Raw genomic sequence first — 16653 nt, 5'->3', positions numbered from 1 at the left:
GCCCACCAGCGTGCGATGCACGCGCCGACCGGGAACGCATCCCGATCGGCGCGTCGGGACCGCAGGCGACGCCGTCAGCCGAGGTGCCGGGTGAAGAAACGTAGCGTGCTGTCCCCTTCGAAGGCCGGAATCTCCCCGTGCTTGCCGGGATTGGCGTGCAGGGTCTTCTCGGCTGAGGCCAAGGCGTCGAACAGCATCAGGCTCTGGGCCCGCGGCACCCGCTCGTCGTCCCACTGCACCAGGAACTCCACCGGGACGGTGATCCGCGCGGCGGCGTCCGCTGACGCCGACGCCCCGCCCAGGCCCAGTACCGCCGCGCGGACCCGGGGCTCGGCGGCCACGAACGGAACTCCGAGTCCGCACCCCAGCGACACCCCCCAATAGCCCACTGGCCCGGCACCGACGTATTCGAGTTCCTGGAGCGCGTCCAAAGCCGCCTGCCACTCCGGGACGGTCTGGCGAGCCACCAGCGCCGGGAAACCGGCTATCAACGGAGCCGGGTCCTCCCCGGCCTCCACGCGAGCCTGGTTCTCGGTGGCCAGCCGGTCGTACTCCTCGTCCGTCGGCCGGTCGCCATGGCCGGGCACGTCGACCGCCGCCACCGCGAACCCGCACTCCGCCACCAGGCGACGGGCACGGCCCAGGACATCGGGGGCCTTTTTGTGCTGGCCGCCGCCGTGTCCCATCAGGATGAGGGGCCGAGTACCGGCGGCGCCTTCCGGCGTCCACAGCACACCGGGCACGCCATCGAGGATGAAGATCTTTTCGCAGGCGCTACCGGACGACGTCTCAGAGGTGAAGCGGTAACCGGCGATCAGGCGGCGGAAGGAGGACACGGTGTTCGCCCGGCGCGCCTCGGCGGCGAAGCGGCTCGGGAAGTGACGGGTGTGCGCTGAGGCTCGGTTGAGGCGTGCGGGAGTGACGGGGGCGTGGCAGGGGGCCTGACGCAACGAGGGATGCGTCAGCCGACGGGGAGGGCTGCTTCCGGCGCGGGAAAGGTCCGTGTGCGCAGGGCCCAGCGGGTGAGCGGGCGGGTGGCGAGGCCGCAGAGGGCGAGGACGACGCCGAGTACCACCCAGCCGGACTTGCCCCCGTGCAGACACAGGGCGGTGAGCACGACCGGTGCCGCCGCACGTACCACGCCATCACAGGTCGTCGGCGGGAGACCCGTCTCCCAGCTGCGCGGGGTCACGGCGTACCGCGAAGGCGCCGTAAGGCATCTTGCCCTTGCTGTAGCCGGGGACGAACACCATCAGGATGTGGGTGGTGCCGGGAGAGGAGCCCCGGCGCACGCAGTGTGCCGCGGTCATCACGGCGGAGCGGTTGGCGCTCTCGACGGCGGTGGCCGTGCACCCGGTATCGGCGCCGTTCGCGTAGGGAGACTCCCGCCGAAGTCGCGGCGGCGCTGGCGGACTTCACCGCTGGTCTCGGGGGCCGGTGAGCAGCACGGGGGCCACGTCACGGTTCCGAGCCGGTGGCTGGGGCCGTTGCCCCGGTCACATCACCGGGGCGGCCCGGTCGGCCCCGGTGGCCGGTCCTGCCCCGTCGTCAGGGCCGGCCACCGGTGCGCGGCGCGGTTACGGGCGTGGGTCGAGGGGGGCCAGGACGCCGAAGTGGCGCTCGAGCTCCTCGGCGGCCCGCAGGCACCGGTCCTCGCGGTACATCTGGCCGATGAGCTGGACGCTCTGGGGCATGCCGTCGGCGAAACCGACGGGCACGCTCACGGCGGGCACGCCGACGAGGGAGGTCACCGTGCACAGGGCTCCCGGCAGCATCAGCCGGGCGTGGCTCTCGGTGTCGGTGCCGTCGGGGAGCACGTCGGTGCCGGGGACGGGCTGGGTGCTGGTGGGGCCGAGGAGCAGCGGGTGGGTGTCCAGGAGTTGGGCCCAGGCGCGCTGGATGCCGAGCCGGACGCCGGTCTGCCGGAGGAACTCGGCGAGGTCGGTGTGCGGGGTGCGGTCCATGAAGAGGTCGATGTGCTGGGCGCCCTTCTCGGTGAGCAGCTGCCTGACGCGGGGCCAGTTCACGCCGAACTCGGTCATGATGAGCTTGCCGTAGCACTCCAGGCTCTCGGCGAACCGGGGGATCCGTACCTCCTCCACCACATAACCCGCCTGCTCCAGTACGGCGGCCGCCTGGTCGAGGGCGGCGCGGATCTCGGGGTGGACACCGGCTCCGGCCGGGTCGGCCACGACGCCGACCCGGATAGGTCCGGTGGAGCGGGGGCCGTATGCGGGTACCGGGACGGCTCGCGGGTCCGCCGGGTCGGCGCCCGCCAGCGCCTCGTAGGCCGCGCGCAGGTCGGCGACCGAGCGGGCGATCGGGCCGTCGACGGGGATGAGTTGGGAGGCCAGCATCGGCTCCTGGCCCATGATGCGGTGGTCGGCGGCGAAGCGGCCGTGGCTCGGCTTCAGCCCGGCCACCCCGTTGAAGGCCGCCGGCAGGCGCACCGAGCCGCCCGCGTCGTTGCCGAGGCCGAGCGCCGCCATGCCGACCGCCACCGCCACCCCGTCGCCGGTGCTGGAACCGCCCGGGGATCGCGTCCGGTCCCAGGGGTTGTACGTCACGCCGAAGAGCTGGCTCTCCGGCTCCGAGGAGAGTGCCAGGTCCGGCATGTTGGAGTGCCCGATCGGGATCGCTCCCGCCGCGCGGAGCCGGCGCACCGGCGGGGAGTCGGCCTCGGCCACCTGGTCGCGGAACGCCCGTACGCCGTGGGTGGTCGCCCACCCCGCGACGTGGATGTTCTCCTTGACGGTGAAGGGCACTCCGGCCAGCGGGCCGAGCTGCTCCCCCGCCGCCCGGCGCCGGTCGGTCGTGCGCGCGGCTTCGCGGGCGCCGTCCGCCATGAGCTGGGTGACGGCGTTCACGGCCGGGTTCACCGCCGCGATGCGCGCCAGATGGCTCTCCACCACCTGGACCGCCGGGACCTCGCCCCGGGCTACGGCCGCGCCCAACTCCGTTGCGTTCAGCTTCCACAGGTCCGTGTTCATCGCGTCGCCGGGCCGCTCGCTCGAAGCCTCGTGGTGAGCGTGCACCCCTGCCCCCTTTCCCCTCGCTGTGTCGTGACGGCCGATGGCGTCCCATGACGTGCGCTCAACTGGCCCTCACCGGGCATGGCATGAGCCGGCATCGGCGCCGCTCGCTCCATGCCCCGTTCGTTTCGATGCGCTTGCATCACATCCTATTTCGGGAAGTGATGCAAGTGCATTGGTACGAGGCGGAGCAAGGCAGGACAGTCGCCGACGCGACGGGCGCGCACCCACGTGGCGCGATCGGCCTTTCGGGTGAGGTCGTAGGCGGAGTGTTGTCTTTGACGTCACCGGAATGGGTTACTGAGTCCGTCCGATTCCGGTGGGCCGCCCATCCTTTCCGGGGGAGTGGAAGGCGTCCTGCCCTTGCCGGAGCCTCGTCATGACGAGGCGTCCGCGCGCGCTCCTCCGTTGAGGCATGCAGGTCACTGCCGTGTCGGCGCCGCAGTGTGCGACAGGCCCGCGAGCTGGTCTGGAGCCGTCACGACGCGAGCAAGGGCGGTCTCATGCTGACACCGGAGCATCCGAACGGGCCTTTTCTGATCACCGATCGCGACGGGAACTGCATCGCGGTCATCGACCCGGCCTCCCGCAAGGTCGTGCCCACCGTGAGCTCCCCGGTCCCGCTCGTGGCCCGGGGGGCGGGGGACGGTCTGGTGCTCCGCACCACGGTGGACCGCGCGGACCTGCCCAGGGCGCTCGACAGCGGCACGCTGCTGCACGCCCTGCCCGGCGCACTGGCCCGGACGGCCGCCGCCCCGGGGCTGCTGCGGCGGACCGAGCTCACCGGGCGGGCCGACCTCGCCGGACGCGCCGACGTGCCCGGGCTGTTGAGTCTCTCCGGGGTCTTCCCCGACCAGGGGTCCTACAGCGGAGGCACCCTGGTGACCCTCGTCGGGCGGCACTTCACCGGTGCCACCGCGGTGTACTTCGGCTCCCGGCGGGCGGCGAGCTTCTCCGTCCTCGACGACCGGACCATCGTCGCGGTGACCCCGGCGGGCAGCGGGGCGGTCCCGGTCACCGTCACCACGCCCGGCGGCAGCGCCCGCATCGGGTACTTCTTCTACCTGTACTGGCCCAGCATTTCGCGGCTCATCCCCTCGGCCGGCCCGGTCGGCGGGGGCAATGTGGTGGAGCTGGTGGGCGCCAACCTGAGCACCGCGCTGCTGGTGCACTTCGGTGACGCGATCGCCTTCCCCACCGCGATCTCCGAGGGGCAGTTGCTGGTGACCGCGCCTCCCGTGGCGGGGCCCGGTACCGTCCCGGTCTACGTCACCACCCTCGCCGGGGTGAGCAATCAACTGCCCTACACCTATGCCGCCTCGCCGTCGGTGAACAGTGTCAGCCCGGCCACCGGGCCGATCGCGGGCGGTACCACCCTGGTGGTGCGGGGCACCGGCCTCGCCCGGGTCACCGCCGTCACCGTCGGCGGTGTGCCCGCGGTGTCCTTCCGGGCGTACTCCGACACCCTGCTGCTGGTGGTGACACCGCCGGGGACGCCGGGTCCGGCCGACCTCGTCATCACCACCCCGGGCGGCAGCGTGACCGTGTCCGGCGGCTTCGGCTACCAGGCACCCACGGAGACGGCCGTCAGCTCCGCGCCCGACCCCTCCGTCGTGGGGGAAGCGGTCACCTTCACCGCCGTGGTGACAGGCGTTCCGCCCACCACCGGCACCCCCTCGGGCACCGTCACGTTCGACTTCGGGGACGGCTCGGCGCCCGTGCCGGCGGCCCTCACCGACGGCACGGCGACGGTCGGCCACGTCTACACCGCTCCGTCCGGGACCCCTTACCAGGTCACCGTCTCCTACGGAGGCGACGTCTTCTTCATCCCGTCCAGCGGGACGGACACCCAGGTGGTCGGGGCGGCCTCGACCGCCACCACCGTGCAGTCCTCCCCCGACCCCTCGCTGGCCGGGCAGGTCGTCACCCTCGTCGCGCGGGTCGCCCCCTCACCGCCGGGGGACGGGGCGCCGACCGGCACCGTCACCTTCGACTTCGGCGACGGCACGACGCCGGTCACCGCCCCGCTGAGCGGCGGTGCCGCCTCGGTCACCCATGCCTACGACGACGCCGCCGAGGACCCCTACACGATCACCGCCGCCTACAGCGGGGACGGCAACTTCACCGCGTCGACGGGCACCGACACCCAGACCGTCCAACAGGCCGCCTCCACCACGGGGGTGACCCTGGCGCCGAACCCGTCGGTGGCCGGCCAGCCGGTCACCGTCACCGCGACGGTCACCACCGTCCCGCCCGGGGCCGGCACCCCGACCGGCAGCGTCACCTTCGACTTCGGCGACGGCACGGCGCCGGTCACCGTCCCCCTCACCGACGGGGCGGCGGCCGTGGACCACGCCTACGCCGACGCGGCCGCCACCTCGTACACCGTCACCGCCACCTACAACGGCGACGGCAACATCGCCTCCTCTACCGGGACAGCCGCACTGACGGTCGGTCAGGCCGCGTCCACGACGGCCGTCACCGCCTCGCCCGACCCCGCTGCGGTGGGCGAGCCGGTCACGTTCGGTGCGACGGTCACCACCGTCCCGCCCGGCGCAGGCACCCCCACCGGCAGCGTCACCTTCGACTTCGGCGACGGCACGGCGCCGGTCACCGTCCCCCTCACCGACGGGGCCGCCGCCACCTCGCACACCTACACCGGCGCCGCGCAGAGCCCGTACACGGTCACCGTCACGTACAACGGCGATGCCGACACCATCGCGTCCGTGGGGACCTTCACCCAGACCGTGCAACCGGCCGGCACCACCACCGCCGTGACCTCGGCGCCCGACCCCTCCACGGTGGGACAGGAGGTGACGTTCGGTGCGGCGGTCACCACCGTCCCGCCCGGCGCGGGCACCCCCACCGGCACCGTCACCTTCGACTTCGGCGACGGCACCCCCACCGTCACCGCGGCCCTCACCGACGGCACCGCGGAGACCACCCACGTCTACACCGAAGCGGCCGAAGTCCCCTACGCGGTCACGGCCACCTACAACGGCGACGCCGACTTCACCGCGTCCACCGGCACCGGGACCCAGACCGTGCAGGCGGCCGACACCACCACCGCCCTGACCTCGACGCCCGACCCCGCCACCGTGGGGCAGTCGACGACCTTCGTCGCCAAGGTCACCCCCGAGGCACCGGCCGGCGGTTCGCCGACGGGCACCGTGACCTTCGAGTTCAGCGATGACAGCCCGCCGGTGACGGTGCCGGTCGCGGGCGGTACGGCGACGATCAGCCACACCAATCCGGGGGTGTCGGACAGCCCGTACACGGTCGCCGCGACCTACAGCGGCGACGACAACTTCAACGCCTCGGCCGGCGCGGACAGTCAGGTGGTCACCCAGGCCGTCTCGACGACGACCGTGACCACCACCCCGTCCCCCTCGGTGACCGGGCAGTCCGTCAGCTTCAGCGCCACCGTGGCGGGCGTCCCGGCGTCCTCGATCACCCCGACCGGCACCGTCACCTTCGACTTCGGCGACGGCACGGCGCCGGTCACCGTCCCGCTCAGCGGCGGCTCCGCCGGTACCACCCACGCCTACACCAACGCCGCGCAGAGCCCGTACCCGGTGACCGTCACCTACAGCGAAGACACCAACTTCACGCCATCCACCGGGAGTTCGCTGCACAGCGTCGAGCAGGCCGCCACCCTCACCACGGTCACCGCGGCGCCGGACCCGTCGGTGACCGGCGAGGCGGTGACGGTCACCGTGTCCCCCGTCGCGCCCGGGGCCGGCGTCCCGACCGGCGAGGCCACCTTCGACTTCGGCGACGGCAGTCCGATCCTCACCGCCCGGCTCGTCGACGGCTCGGCCACCGTCACCCACGTCTACACCAGCGCCTCCGGCAGCCCCTACACGATCACCGCCCACTACAGCGGGGACGGCGACTTCGCCCCGTCCGACGACACCATCGTGCACACCGTCGCACCGGCCGAGACCACCACCACGGTGCTCTCGTCGGCCACCCCCGCCGCGGTGGGCCAGACCGTGACGCTGATCGCGCGGGTGACGCCCGTCCCGCCGGGTGCCGGCACCCCGACGGGGACGGTCACCTTCGACTTCGGGGACGGCTCCCCGACCGTCACCGCGCCGGTCTCCGGCAACCTGGCGACGGTGACCCACGCCTGGACCACCACCGCGGGCAGCCCCTACACCGTCACCGCGTCCTACGCCGGGGACGGGGACTTCGCGGCGTCCGTCGGGACGGCCGCGCAGCGCGTGGCGATGAGCGTGTCGACCACCTCGACGACGGTGAGTTCGGCGCCCGACCCGTCCGTCGTCGGCTCGACGGTGACCTTCACCGCGGCGGTCGCGGTCCTGCCTCCGGCCTCGGGCACCCCGACCGGCACCGTCACCTTCGCGTTCGGCGACGGCTCCCCGACGGTCACGGTGCCGCTGACCGGCACCACGGCGACGGCCACCCACGCCTACACGACCGCCGGTCCCTACTCGGTGACCGCGTCCTACAGCGGCGACGCCGACTTCGCGGGGTCGTCCGGGGTCGACAGCCAGACGGTCGACCAGGCCGGTACGACGACCACGCTGGTCTCCGCACCGGACCCCTCGGTGACCGGCGAACCGGCCACCTTCACGGCCACCGTCGCCTCCGCCGCGGCCGGCGCAGGCACCCCCACCGGGTACGTCGCCTTCGACTTCGGCGACGGTTCGGCGGTCGTCCTGGTCCCGGTCGCCGACGGGGCCGCGGTCGCCGTCCATCCGTACACCGGCACCGCCGGCAGCCCCTACCCCGTCACCGCCGCCTACAACGGCGACACGAACTTCACCGGTTCCTCGGACACCGACGCCCAGACCGTCAACCCCGCGGCCACCTCCACCGTGGTGATCGCCTCGCCCCAGCCCTCGTCGGCCGGCCAGCCGGTCACCCTGACCGCGGCGATCGCCACGGTGCCCCCGGCGACCGGCACCCCGACCGGCACCGTCACCTTCGACTTCGGCGACGGCACCCCGACCGTGACCATCGACGCGGTGGCGGGACTGGCGACGGTGGTGCACGCGTACACCACCACGGGCGGCAGCCCCTACACCGTGACGGCCTCCTACAACGGCGACGACGACTTCAGCGCCTCCGCGGGCACCACCACGCAGACCGTGGGGCAGACCGCGACCGCCCTCACGGTCACCACCGGTGGCGGTCCGTCGGTGGTGGGCGAACCGGTGACCGTCGCGGTGACGGCCGCCGCGGTGCCGCCGGGCGCGGGGGTGCCCGACGGCACGGTCACCGTCGACTTCGGCGACGGCACGGCCCCCGCGACGGTGGCGCTGGCCGGCGGGGCCGCCCTGCTCACCCACGCCTACACCACCAGCCTGGGCAGCCCCTACGCGATCAGCGTCGTCTACAACGGCAGCGGCGACTTCACCACCGCGGCGGCCACCGCCACCCAGACGGTGCTGCCGGACGCCACGACGACCACGGTGTCCGACGCGCCGGAGCCGTCCGTGGCCGGTCAACCGGTCACCTTCACCGCGACGGTGGCCCCGGCGGCGCCGGGTGCCGGCGCGCCGACCGGCACCATGACGTTCGACTTCGGCGACGGCACCGCCCCGGTGGCGGCGGCCGTGGTGGCCGGGGTGGCCACCGCCGAGCACGCCTTCGCCGGCACCGCCGGCAGCCCCTACACCGTCACGGCCACCTACGGCGGCGACACCGACTTCACCGGCTCCGCGGGCAGCACGGGCCACTTCGTGGACCGGGCGGCGGCCGACGTGGTGATCACGGTGGCGCCCGACACCTCGGTGCCGGGCCAGCCGGTGACCGTGACCGCGACGCTCAGCGCTTCCGCACCGGGCGCCGGCACGCCGACCGGCACCGTCACCGTGGACTTCGGTGACGGCACGGCGCCGGTCGCGGTGCCGCTCGTGGGCGGGGCGGCGACCGTGACCCACGCCTGGGCCGGCACCGCCGGCAGCCCGTACGTCGTGACCGTCGCCTACAGCGGGGACGCCGACTTCGGGCCCACGTCGGCGACCGGTTCGCACACCGTCACCGCGGCCGCGAGCACCACCTCCGTCAGCTCCGTCCCCAACCCCGCGGTGCCGGGCCAGCCGGTCACCGTCACCGCGACGGTCGCCGCGGTCCCCCCGGGGGACGGCACCCCGACCGGCACCGTCACCTTCGACTTCGGCGACGGCACCCCGCCGGTCACCGCCCTCGTGACGGACGGGACCGCCACCACCACCCACGCCTGGACCGGGACCGCCGGCAGCCCCTACACCCTGACCACCACCTACCAGGGCGACACCGACTTCGCCCCCTCCAGTTGCACCACCACCCAGACCGTCGGCCCGGGCGCGAGCACCACCACGGTCAGCGGCCTGCCCGAGCCGTCGGTGACGGGCGCGCCGGTGACGTTCTTCGCGCGGGTGACGCCGGACGCCCCGGGGGACGGCGCCCCGACCGGGACGGTGACCTTCGACTTCGGCGACGGCACCGCGCCGGCCGTCGCGACCGTGACCCAGGGCCTGGCGACGACCGTGCACGCCTTCACCGGAGCGGCCGGCCCGTACACGGTCACCGCCGGCTACAGCGGCGACGACGACTTCATCGCCTCGGTGGGGTCCGCAACCCACACCGTGCAGCAGGCCTCGACGACGACGGTGGTCGACTCCTCCCCGGATCCGTCGGTGGCCGGGCAGGAGGTGACGGTGACCGCCACCGTCGCGGCGGTGGCACCGGGCGCCGGGACGCCGACCGGCACCGTCACCTTCGACTTCGGCGACGGCTCCGCACCGGTGGCGGTGCCGCTGACCGGTGGCACCGCCACCGCCCCGCACACCTGGACCGGCACCGTCGGCAGCCCCTACCCCGTCACCGCCACCTACAGCGGGGACCCGGGATTCAACGCGTCCGCCGGGAACGGCACCCAGACCGTGGGCCCGGCGGCGACCGGCACCACCCTCACCTCCTCCCCCGACCCCTCGGTGCCGGGCCAGTCCGTCGACCTCACCGCCACCGTGGCACCCGTCGCCCCGGGGGCGGGCACTCCCACCGGGACCGTCACCTTCGACTTCGGCGACGGCACCGCGCCGGTCACCGTGCCGCTGACCAATGGCACCGCGACCACGCCCCACACCTGGACCACCACCGCCGGCAGCCCCTACTCCCTCACCGCCACCTACCACGGTGACGGCGACTTCGACCCGTCCACCGGCGGCGACACCCAGACGGTGGGCCCGGTCACCGCGGCGATGACGGTGACCTCGTCCCCGGAACCGTCCACCGCCGGGCAGAACGTCACCTTCACCGCACGGGTCTCGCCGGTCCCCCCGGGCGCGGGCACCCCCACCGGGACCGTCACCTTCGACTTCGGCGACGGCACCGCACCGGTCACCGCCCCGGTCCTGGGCGGGGTCGCGACGACCGACCACGCCTACGCGACCACGACGGGCAGCCCCTACACCATCACCGCGACCTACAGCGGGGACGCCGACTTCACCACCGCCACCGCCACGGCCCCGCACGCCGTGACGGCCGGCGCCGCCACCACCGCGACGACGGTGACCTCCTCGCCCGACCCCACGGTGACCGGCCAGCCGGTGACCGTGACCGCCGTCGTGGCCCCCGCGCCGGCCGGCACCGGGGTGCCCACCGGCACCGTCACCTTCGACTTCGGGGACGGCACGGCGGCCATCACGGCGCCGCTGTCCGGCGGCACCGTGACCGTCGCGCACACCTACACCAGCGCGACCGGCAGCCCCTACGGCATCACCGCCGACTACAGCGGGGACGCCAACTTCAGCTCCTCGGCCGGCAGCGACACCCAGACCGTGCTGCCGTCGGCGACCACCACCACGCTGGTCACCACCCCCGACCCGTCGGTGACCGGCCAGCCGGTGGCCCTCACCGCGACGGTGGCGCCGGTCGGTCCGGGGGCCGGGGTGCCGACCGGCACCGTCACCTTCGACTTCGGCGACGGGACCCCGACCACCTCGGCGCCGCTGTCCGGCGGAGTGGCCCGGATCAGCCACGCGTACACCAGCGCGGGCGGGCCGTACACGGCGACCGCGAGCTACGCCGGGGACGCCAGCTTCACCGCCTCCAGCGGCACCGACACCCAGACCGTCGACAAGGCCGCCACGACCACCGCGGTGGTCTCCTCCCCCGACCCCACCGTGGTAGGCCAACCCACCACCCTCAGCGCCACGGTGGCCGCCCAGGCACCCGGGGCGGGCACCCCCACCGGGACCGTCACCTTCGACTTCGGCGACGGCAGCCCCACGGTGACCGCGCCCCTGAACAACGGGCTCGCCACCACCACCCACACCTACACCGGGACCGCCGGCAGCCCGTACGCCCTCACCGGCACCTACAACGGCGACGCCAACTACACGGCGTCGAGCGGCACCGACACCCAGAGCGTCAGCAAGGCCGTCACGACCACCGCCCTGGCCTCCTCCCCCGACCCCACCGTCGCCGGCCAACCCACCACCCTCACCGCCACGGTGGCCTCCGTCGCCCCCGGGGCGGGCACCCCGACCGGCACCGTCACCTTCGACTTCGGCGACGGGACGAGCCCGGCCACGGCCACCCTCTCCGGCGGGGTCGCCACCGTCACCCACACCTACGCCGGGACTTCCGGCAGCCCGTACACCCTGACCGGCACCTACAACGGCGACGCCAACTACACCTCGTCCCACGGTGCCGACACCCAGACGGTCGGCAGGGCCGTCACCACGACGTCCCTGGTCTCCGCCCCGGACGCCGGCGTGGTCGGCCAACCCATCACCCTCACCGCCACCGTGGCGCCGGTGGCCCCCGGGGCGGGCACCCCGACCGGCACCGTCACCTTCACCTTCGGCGACGGCACCGGATCCACCACGGCCACCCTCTCCGGCGGGGTCGCCACCGTCACCCACACCTGGACGACCCGCACCGGCAGCCCGTACGCCCTGACGGCCACCTACAACGGCGACGCCGACTTCACCGCCTCCAGTGGCACCGACACCCAGACGGTCAACAAAGCCGCCACCACGACCACCGTGACCTCCTCCCCCGACCCCTCCGTCACCGGCCAGAGCGTCACCCTCACCGCCACCGTGGCCGCCCAGACACCCGGGGCGGGCACCCCCACCGGCACCGTCACCTTCACCTTCGGCGACGGCACCACCGCCACCACTGCCACTCTCTCCGGGGGCACGGCCACCACCACCCACACCTGGACCACCCGCACCGGCAGCCCGTTCCCGGTCACCGCCACCTACAACGGGGACACCAACTTCACCGCCTCCACCGGCACCGACACCCAGACGGTCAACAAAGCCGCCACCACGACCACCGTGACCTCCTCCCCCGACCCCTCCGTCACCGGCCAGAGCGTCACCCTCACCGCCACCGTGGCCGCCCAGACACCCGGGGCGGGCACCCCCACCGGCACCGTCACCTTCACCTTCGGCGACGGCACCACCGCCACCACCGCCACTCTCTTCGGCGGCACCGCCACCACCACCCACACCTGGACCACCCGCACCGGCAGCCCGTTCCCGGTCACCGCCACCTACAACGGGGACACCAACTTCACCGCCTCCACCGGCACCGACACCCAGACCCTGAGCAAGAGCACGACCCTCACCACCGTCAACTCGACCCCGGATCCCTCCGCGTCCGGGCAGCCGGTGACCATCAGGGCGACGGTGTCCGCCGCGTCCGGCACGCCCACCGGCATCGTCACCTTCACCTTCGGCGACGGGACCGCCTCGGCCACCGCACCGGTGTCCGGCGGCGTCGCCACCGTCACCCACGCCTACACCGGCACCACCGGCAGTCCGTTCACCATCTCGGCCGCCTACGGCGGGAACGACAGCTTCGCGGCGTCCAGCGGCACCGACACCCAGACCGTCAACAAGGCGACGACCTCCACGGTCGTGGTGTCCACGCCGAACCCCTCGACGACGGGCGACCAGGTGACCGTCACCGCGACCGTCACCACGGTGGCCCCCGGAACGGGCACTCCCACCGGGACCATCACCCTCGCCATCGCCGGGCGCACCCCCCAGACCGTGCCCCTGGTCAACGGCCGGGCCAGCGCGGTGTTCAACCCGCTGCCCAAGGGCACCCACCTCGTCACCGCCAACTACAACGGCGAGGTGAACTTCGCACCGTCCAGCGGGACCACCGCCCAGGTGGTCAACAACTGAGGCACCGCAAACGGCCGTCGGCCACGTGGTCCCTGCCACGTGGCCGACGGCCGTTTCCCGGTCGTGCTCAGGGCCACCTCGGCCGCGGGCGACTCCGCGTCGCGGGGGCGTCGGCGCGCAGGGGCTGAGCCGCCTTCTCCGCCGCCTTCTTGAGGTCCCTCAGCCAGGCGGCCGGCGACTGGTCCAGGGCCGCCCGCATGCCCTCCGGGTCCGCGTCGACGGGCGCGCCCGACCACGACTCCTGGGTGACGATGCGCGTGCCGCCGTCCGCGCGGGGCTCCAGGGTCCAGCTGTGGAGCCCGTCGATGCCGGAGGCGGACCGCCCCGGGCGACGTGCCGGCACGGCTCCGGCGCCGAGACCGTGGAGGTGATGTCCAGGCCGTGGGCGAGCCGGCGGAAGGCGGCGCCGACCCGCAACTCCCCGTCGAGCACGGCCCGGTCGATCCCGGAGTTCCAGGCCGGCCAGCCGTCGATGCGGGTGTGCACCCGCCAGACCGTTGCGGCCGGTGCGTCCACGGTGATCTCGTGACGTGTGGTGATCACGCGGCACCGCCCGGGGTCCCGTCGCCGGCGGCGGGACCGGCGTCCGCGATCCAGGAGCCGTGGATGCCGGACGGCACCCGGCGCGGCAGTTCCACCGTGGCGACCGGTGCCCCCGCCGGAGCCGACGCGTCGAGGATCAGCAGCTGGGAGGCGTCCTGTTCCAGATCGCTGACGACGGTGAGCAGATAGCCGTCGTCCTCGCGGCGCGCGCCGGCGGCGGGTACGAAGACGGCCTCGCCGGGCATCCGGCCGCGGCCCATCGGCACCAGTTCGCGGGTACCGGTCGCGTGGTCGTGCTTGACGAGGGCGTACTCGCCCAGCCCGGCACCGGGGAAGGCGACCGCGTAGTCGAAGCGGTGCGGGAGTCCGGTCCGTTCCTCGTTGATGGTGGGGAACTCGGTGACGAGATCGTCGGTCCGCTCCTCGGTCGCCCGGCCGGTCGCCGGGTCGAGGATCCAGCGGTACGGCGTGGTCCCGACCAGCGGCTCGGGGGCGTAACCGGGGGCGCCCACCCACCACTTCCAGGTCTGTTCCCAGGCCCCGCGGTCGTAGCGCGGTCCGGTCAGCACGATCCTGCCGCGCTCGTCCTCGTAGGCGTTCGCCACGTGCAGCAGGGCGCCCGGTGCGACCTCGAACCACCGCACCCTCGCCGGGCCGGTGCGCGGCATCACGCCGATGCGCGGGGTGTAGGTGTCGCTCCAGCGGTACGGGATGCCGGACTGCTCGGCCGGGTTGAAGACGACCGGCAGGTCGAGCCAGACGACATGGTGCCGGGTGAGGCCGAAGTCGTGCATCAGGGACGGTCCCGCCCCGTCCACGACCTCCGCGCGCACGATCTCGCCCCGGGCGTCGGCCACGTAGTAGGTCAGGTGCGGCGGGAAGGGGCCGTAGCCGAAGAAGTGCAGCTCACCGGTGACCGGGTCGGTCTTGGGGTGGGCGGTCATCGCGGTCTTCAGCGTGCCGCCGAAGTCGAACGCGCCGACGGTGTCGAGCTCCGGGGTCATCTCGTACGGCAGGTTCACCTCCTGCAGCGCCAGGATGCGGCCCGCGTGCTCGACGACATGGGTGGCGGCCTCGCTGGCCCGGAGGTCGGGCACCCAGTCGGCGCCCAGGTAAGGGACGCCGTCCAGCGCGGGGGTGCGCACCCAGCGGTTGCGGTACCACTCGGCGCGGCCGTCCCGCAGCCGCAGACCGTGGATCATGCCGCTGCCCTTGAACCAGTGGGTGGGGGTGTGACCGGGCTTCGGGTTGTGGCCGTTGCGGAAGTAACGGCCGCTGAGCTCCGGCGGAACGGTGCCGTGGACGGTCAGTTCCCGGGCGGTGATCTCGTCGGCGACGGGGGTGTAGTGGTCGGACACGTAGGGCGTGGGCGCCTGCGGGGTGGTGGCCGCGGCAGGGGCGGTGGTTCCGGTGCTCATCGGTGCTTCCTTCCGGTGAAGGCGAACAGGGCGGTGGTGGCGGTCAGTGCGGCGATGACCGCCGCGGTCAGGAAGGCGGTGGTGTAGTCGGCCGCCGCCGGTGCGACCGCGGTCATCAGGGCGAGGCCGAGTGCCCCGCCGAGTTGCCGGGTCGTGTTGATCAGCCCGCCGACCAGACCCGAGTCGGCGGCCGGCACACCGTCGGTGGACAGTGCGGTGAGGCGTACGAAGGCGATGCCGAGGCCCGCGCCGACGAGCAGCGACGGCCCGAGCAGATGAGCCGCGAACGAACCGGCCGCGAACGGGCCGTGGTCGGGGCCCGCGGCGAGCCAGGCGAGGCCGGCGGTGAGGACGGCGAGCGCGGCGGGGGTCCCGGCCCGGGCGGGCAGCCGGGGCGCGAGCACGGAGCCGGTGACGACGGCGAGCGCGAGGGGGAGCTGGGTGAGCCCGGCGGCCAGCGGACTGTAGTGGAGGACCTGCTGCTGGTAGAGCGGCAGGAAGGAGAACAGGCCGACGTAGACCGCGCCCAGCAGGGTCATGGCGACGTTGGCCGCCGCGACCTTTCCGGTACGGAGCAGACGCGGCGGGATCAGTGGGGTGCGGGCCCTGGCCTGCCGGGCGGCGAACGCGGCGAGGAGCAGCAGCCCGGCGGCACCGGCGAGGAGGTTCTTCGCCGTCAGGGCGTGGACGAGGGCGGTGAGCGCGACCGTCGAGACGACGGCGCCCAGCACATCGACCGCGCCGCCGGCGGGTTCGCCGGCCGGGACGACGAGGAGGGCCGCGACCAGGCAGAGCACGGCGACGGGCACCTGCACCAGGAACACGGCGGGCCAGCCGTACAGTTCGGTGAGCAGTCCGCTGAGCAGCACGCCCACGGCGCCGCCCGCCCCGGACACCGCGCCCCAGACCCCGAGCGCCCTGCCCCGGCCCGGCCCGGGCGGGAAGGCGCCCAACAGCAGCGCCAGGGCCGCCGGTGCGAGGAGCGCGGCGCCCATGCCCTGGACGGCACGGGCCGCGATGAGCAGCGGGGCCGAGGGCACGAGCCCCGCCGCGAGCGAGGCCAGCGCGAAGACGCCCGTACCGGCGGTGAACACCCGGCGGCTGCCCAGCACATCGCCGAGCCGCCCGCCGACCAGGAGCAGGGCGCCGAAGGCGAGGACGTAGGCGCTGACCACCCACGAGAGCGCGGCGGGCGACAGCCGCAGGCCGCTGCCGATGGAGGGCAGGGCGACGTTCACGATCGAGGTGCTCAGCACCACGAGGAACTGCGCCGTGGCGAGCGTCGCGAGCGCCGCCCCTCGCCGGGCGGGCCGGGGGTGCTCGCGCGGCCCGCGGCCCTCCGGCTCCTCCCGGCCCTGCTCCTTCGGCTCGCCCCGCTCCTTCCGCTCTCCCTGCTTGCCCTGCTCCCCCTGCGACGGCGGTGACTGGGCCGCCCGCGGTGCCGGCGACCACGGCTGCGTCCTCGTTTCCATGTCCCCTCCTCAAAGAAAGAGTGATTGA

8 protein-coding genes and 1 pseudogene are annotated in these 16653 nt (G+C 74.0%); 1 reads left to right on the top strand and 8 read right to left on the bottom strand.

All coding sequences use genetic code 11. The features are described 5' to 3' along the window. Positions 1–74 precede the first annotated feature (74 nt). The 4 genes from AB0411_RS04870 to AB0411_RS04855 all read right to left on the bottom strand — a co-directional run bounded on the left by AB0411_RS04870 (position 75) and on the right by AB0411_RS04855 (position 3035). The gene (locus tag AB0411_RS04870; protein ID WP_366415801.1) at positions 75–836 is read right to left on the bottom strand and encodes a dienelactone hydrolase family protein; all 762 of its coding nucleotides are present in this window, start codon (positions 834–836) and stop codon (positions 75–77) included. A 125-nt stretch (positions 837–961) separates the two neighbouring features. Beyond that, positions 962–1117, bottom strand: a complete 156-nt coding sequence (locus tag AB0411_RS04865; protein WP_366415800.1) for a hypothetical protein — start codon at positions 1115–1117, stop codon at positions 962–964. Between the two features lie 28 nt (positions 1118–1145). Then, positions 1146–1310: a hypothetical protein gene (locus AB0411_RS04860; RefSeq protein WP_366415799.1), complete on the bottom strand. Its 165-nt coding sequence runs from the start codon at positions 1308–1310 to the stop codon at positions 1146–1148. A 267-nt stretch (positions 1311–1577) separates the two neighbouring features. After that, positions 1578–3035, bottom strand: a complete 1458-nt coding sequence (locus tag AB0411_RS04855) for an amidase (RefSeq protein ID WP_437041308.1) — start codon at positions 3033–3035, stop codon at positions 1578–1580. A 500-nt stretch (positions 3036–3535) separates the two neighbouring features. On the opposite strand from AB0411_RS04855, the gene AB0411_RS04850 reads away from it, so the two are divergent. After that, entirely contained in the window at positions 3536–13192 is a 9657-nt protein-coding gene (locus AB0411_RS04850; protein WP_366415798.1) for an Ig-like domain repeat protein, read from the top strand. A 67-nt stretch (positions 13193–13259) separates the two neighbouring features. Here AB0411_RS04850 and AB0411_RS04845 read toward each other — a convergent pair whose 3' ends face one another. The 4 genes and pseudogenes from AB0411_RS04845 to AB0411_RS04830 all read right to left on the bottom strand — a co-directional run bounded on the left by AB0411_RS04845 (position 13260) and on the right by AB0411_RS04830 (position 16625). Continuing rightward, positions 13260–13535 (bottom strand): hypothetical protein, encoded by a 276-nt coding sequence (locus tag AB0411_RS04845; protein ID WP_366416326.1) that lies wholly within the window; start codon positions 13533–13535, stop codon positions 13260–13262. Between the two features lie 59 nt (positions 13536–13594). Continuing rightward, a pseudogene (locus AB0411_RS04840) lies at positions 13595–13678 on the bottom strand (hypothetical protein); the annotation flags it as partial. A 53-nt stretch (positions 13679–13731) separates the two neighbouring features. Next, on the bottom strand, positions 13732–15153 hold the full coding sequence (locus AB0411_RS04835) for a carotenoid oxygenase family protein (protein WP_366415797.1): 1422 nt from the start codon (positions 15151–15153) through the stop codon (positions 13732–13734). Then, the gene (locus tag AB0411_RS04830) at positions 15150–16625 is read right to left on the bottom strand and encodes an MFS transporter (RefSeq protein WP_366415796.1); all 1476 of its coding nucleotides are present in this window, start codon (positions 16623–16625) and stop codon (positions 15150–15152) included. Before AB0411_RS04830 ends, AB0411_RS04835 begins: the two co-directional genes overlap by 4 nt. Between the last annotated feature and the right edge of the window lie 28 nt (positions 16626–16653).

This window comes from Streptomyces angustmyceticus (genome assembly GCF_040701845.1).
Taxonomy (GTDB): Bacteria; Actinomycetota; Actinomycetes; order Streptomycetales; family Streptomycetaceae; genus Streptomyces; species Streptomyces angustmyceticus_A.
Note: the sequence above shows the minus strand (reverse complement) of the source record. Positions and strands in the feature narration are given on the sequence as shown.

Coding starts and splice junctions, on each gene's coding strand:
- AB0411_RS04850 (WP_366415798.1), top strand. CDS start 3,536: ATGCTGACACCGGAGCATCCGAACGGGCCTTTTCTGATCACCGATCGC.
- AB0411_RS04830 (WP_366415796.1), bottom strand. CDS start 16,625: ATGGAAACGAGGACGCAGCCGTGGTCGCCGGCACCGCGGGCGGCCCAG.
- AB0411_RS04860 (WP_366415799.1), bottom strand. CDS start 1,310: ATGACCGCGGCACACTGCGTGCGCCGGGGCTCCTCTCCCGGCACCACC.
- AB0411_RS04835 (WP_366415797.1), bottom strand. CDS start 15,153: ATGAGCACCGGAACCACCGCCCCTGCCGCGGCCACCACCCCGCAGGCG.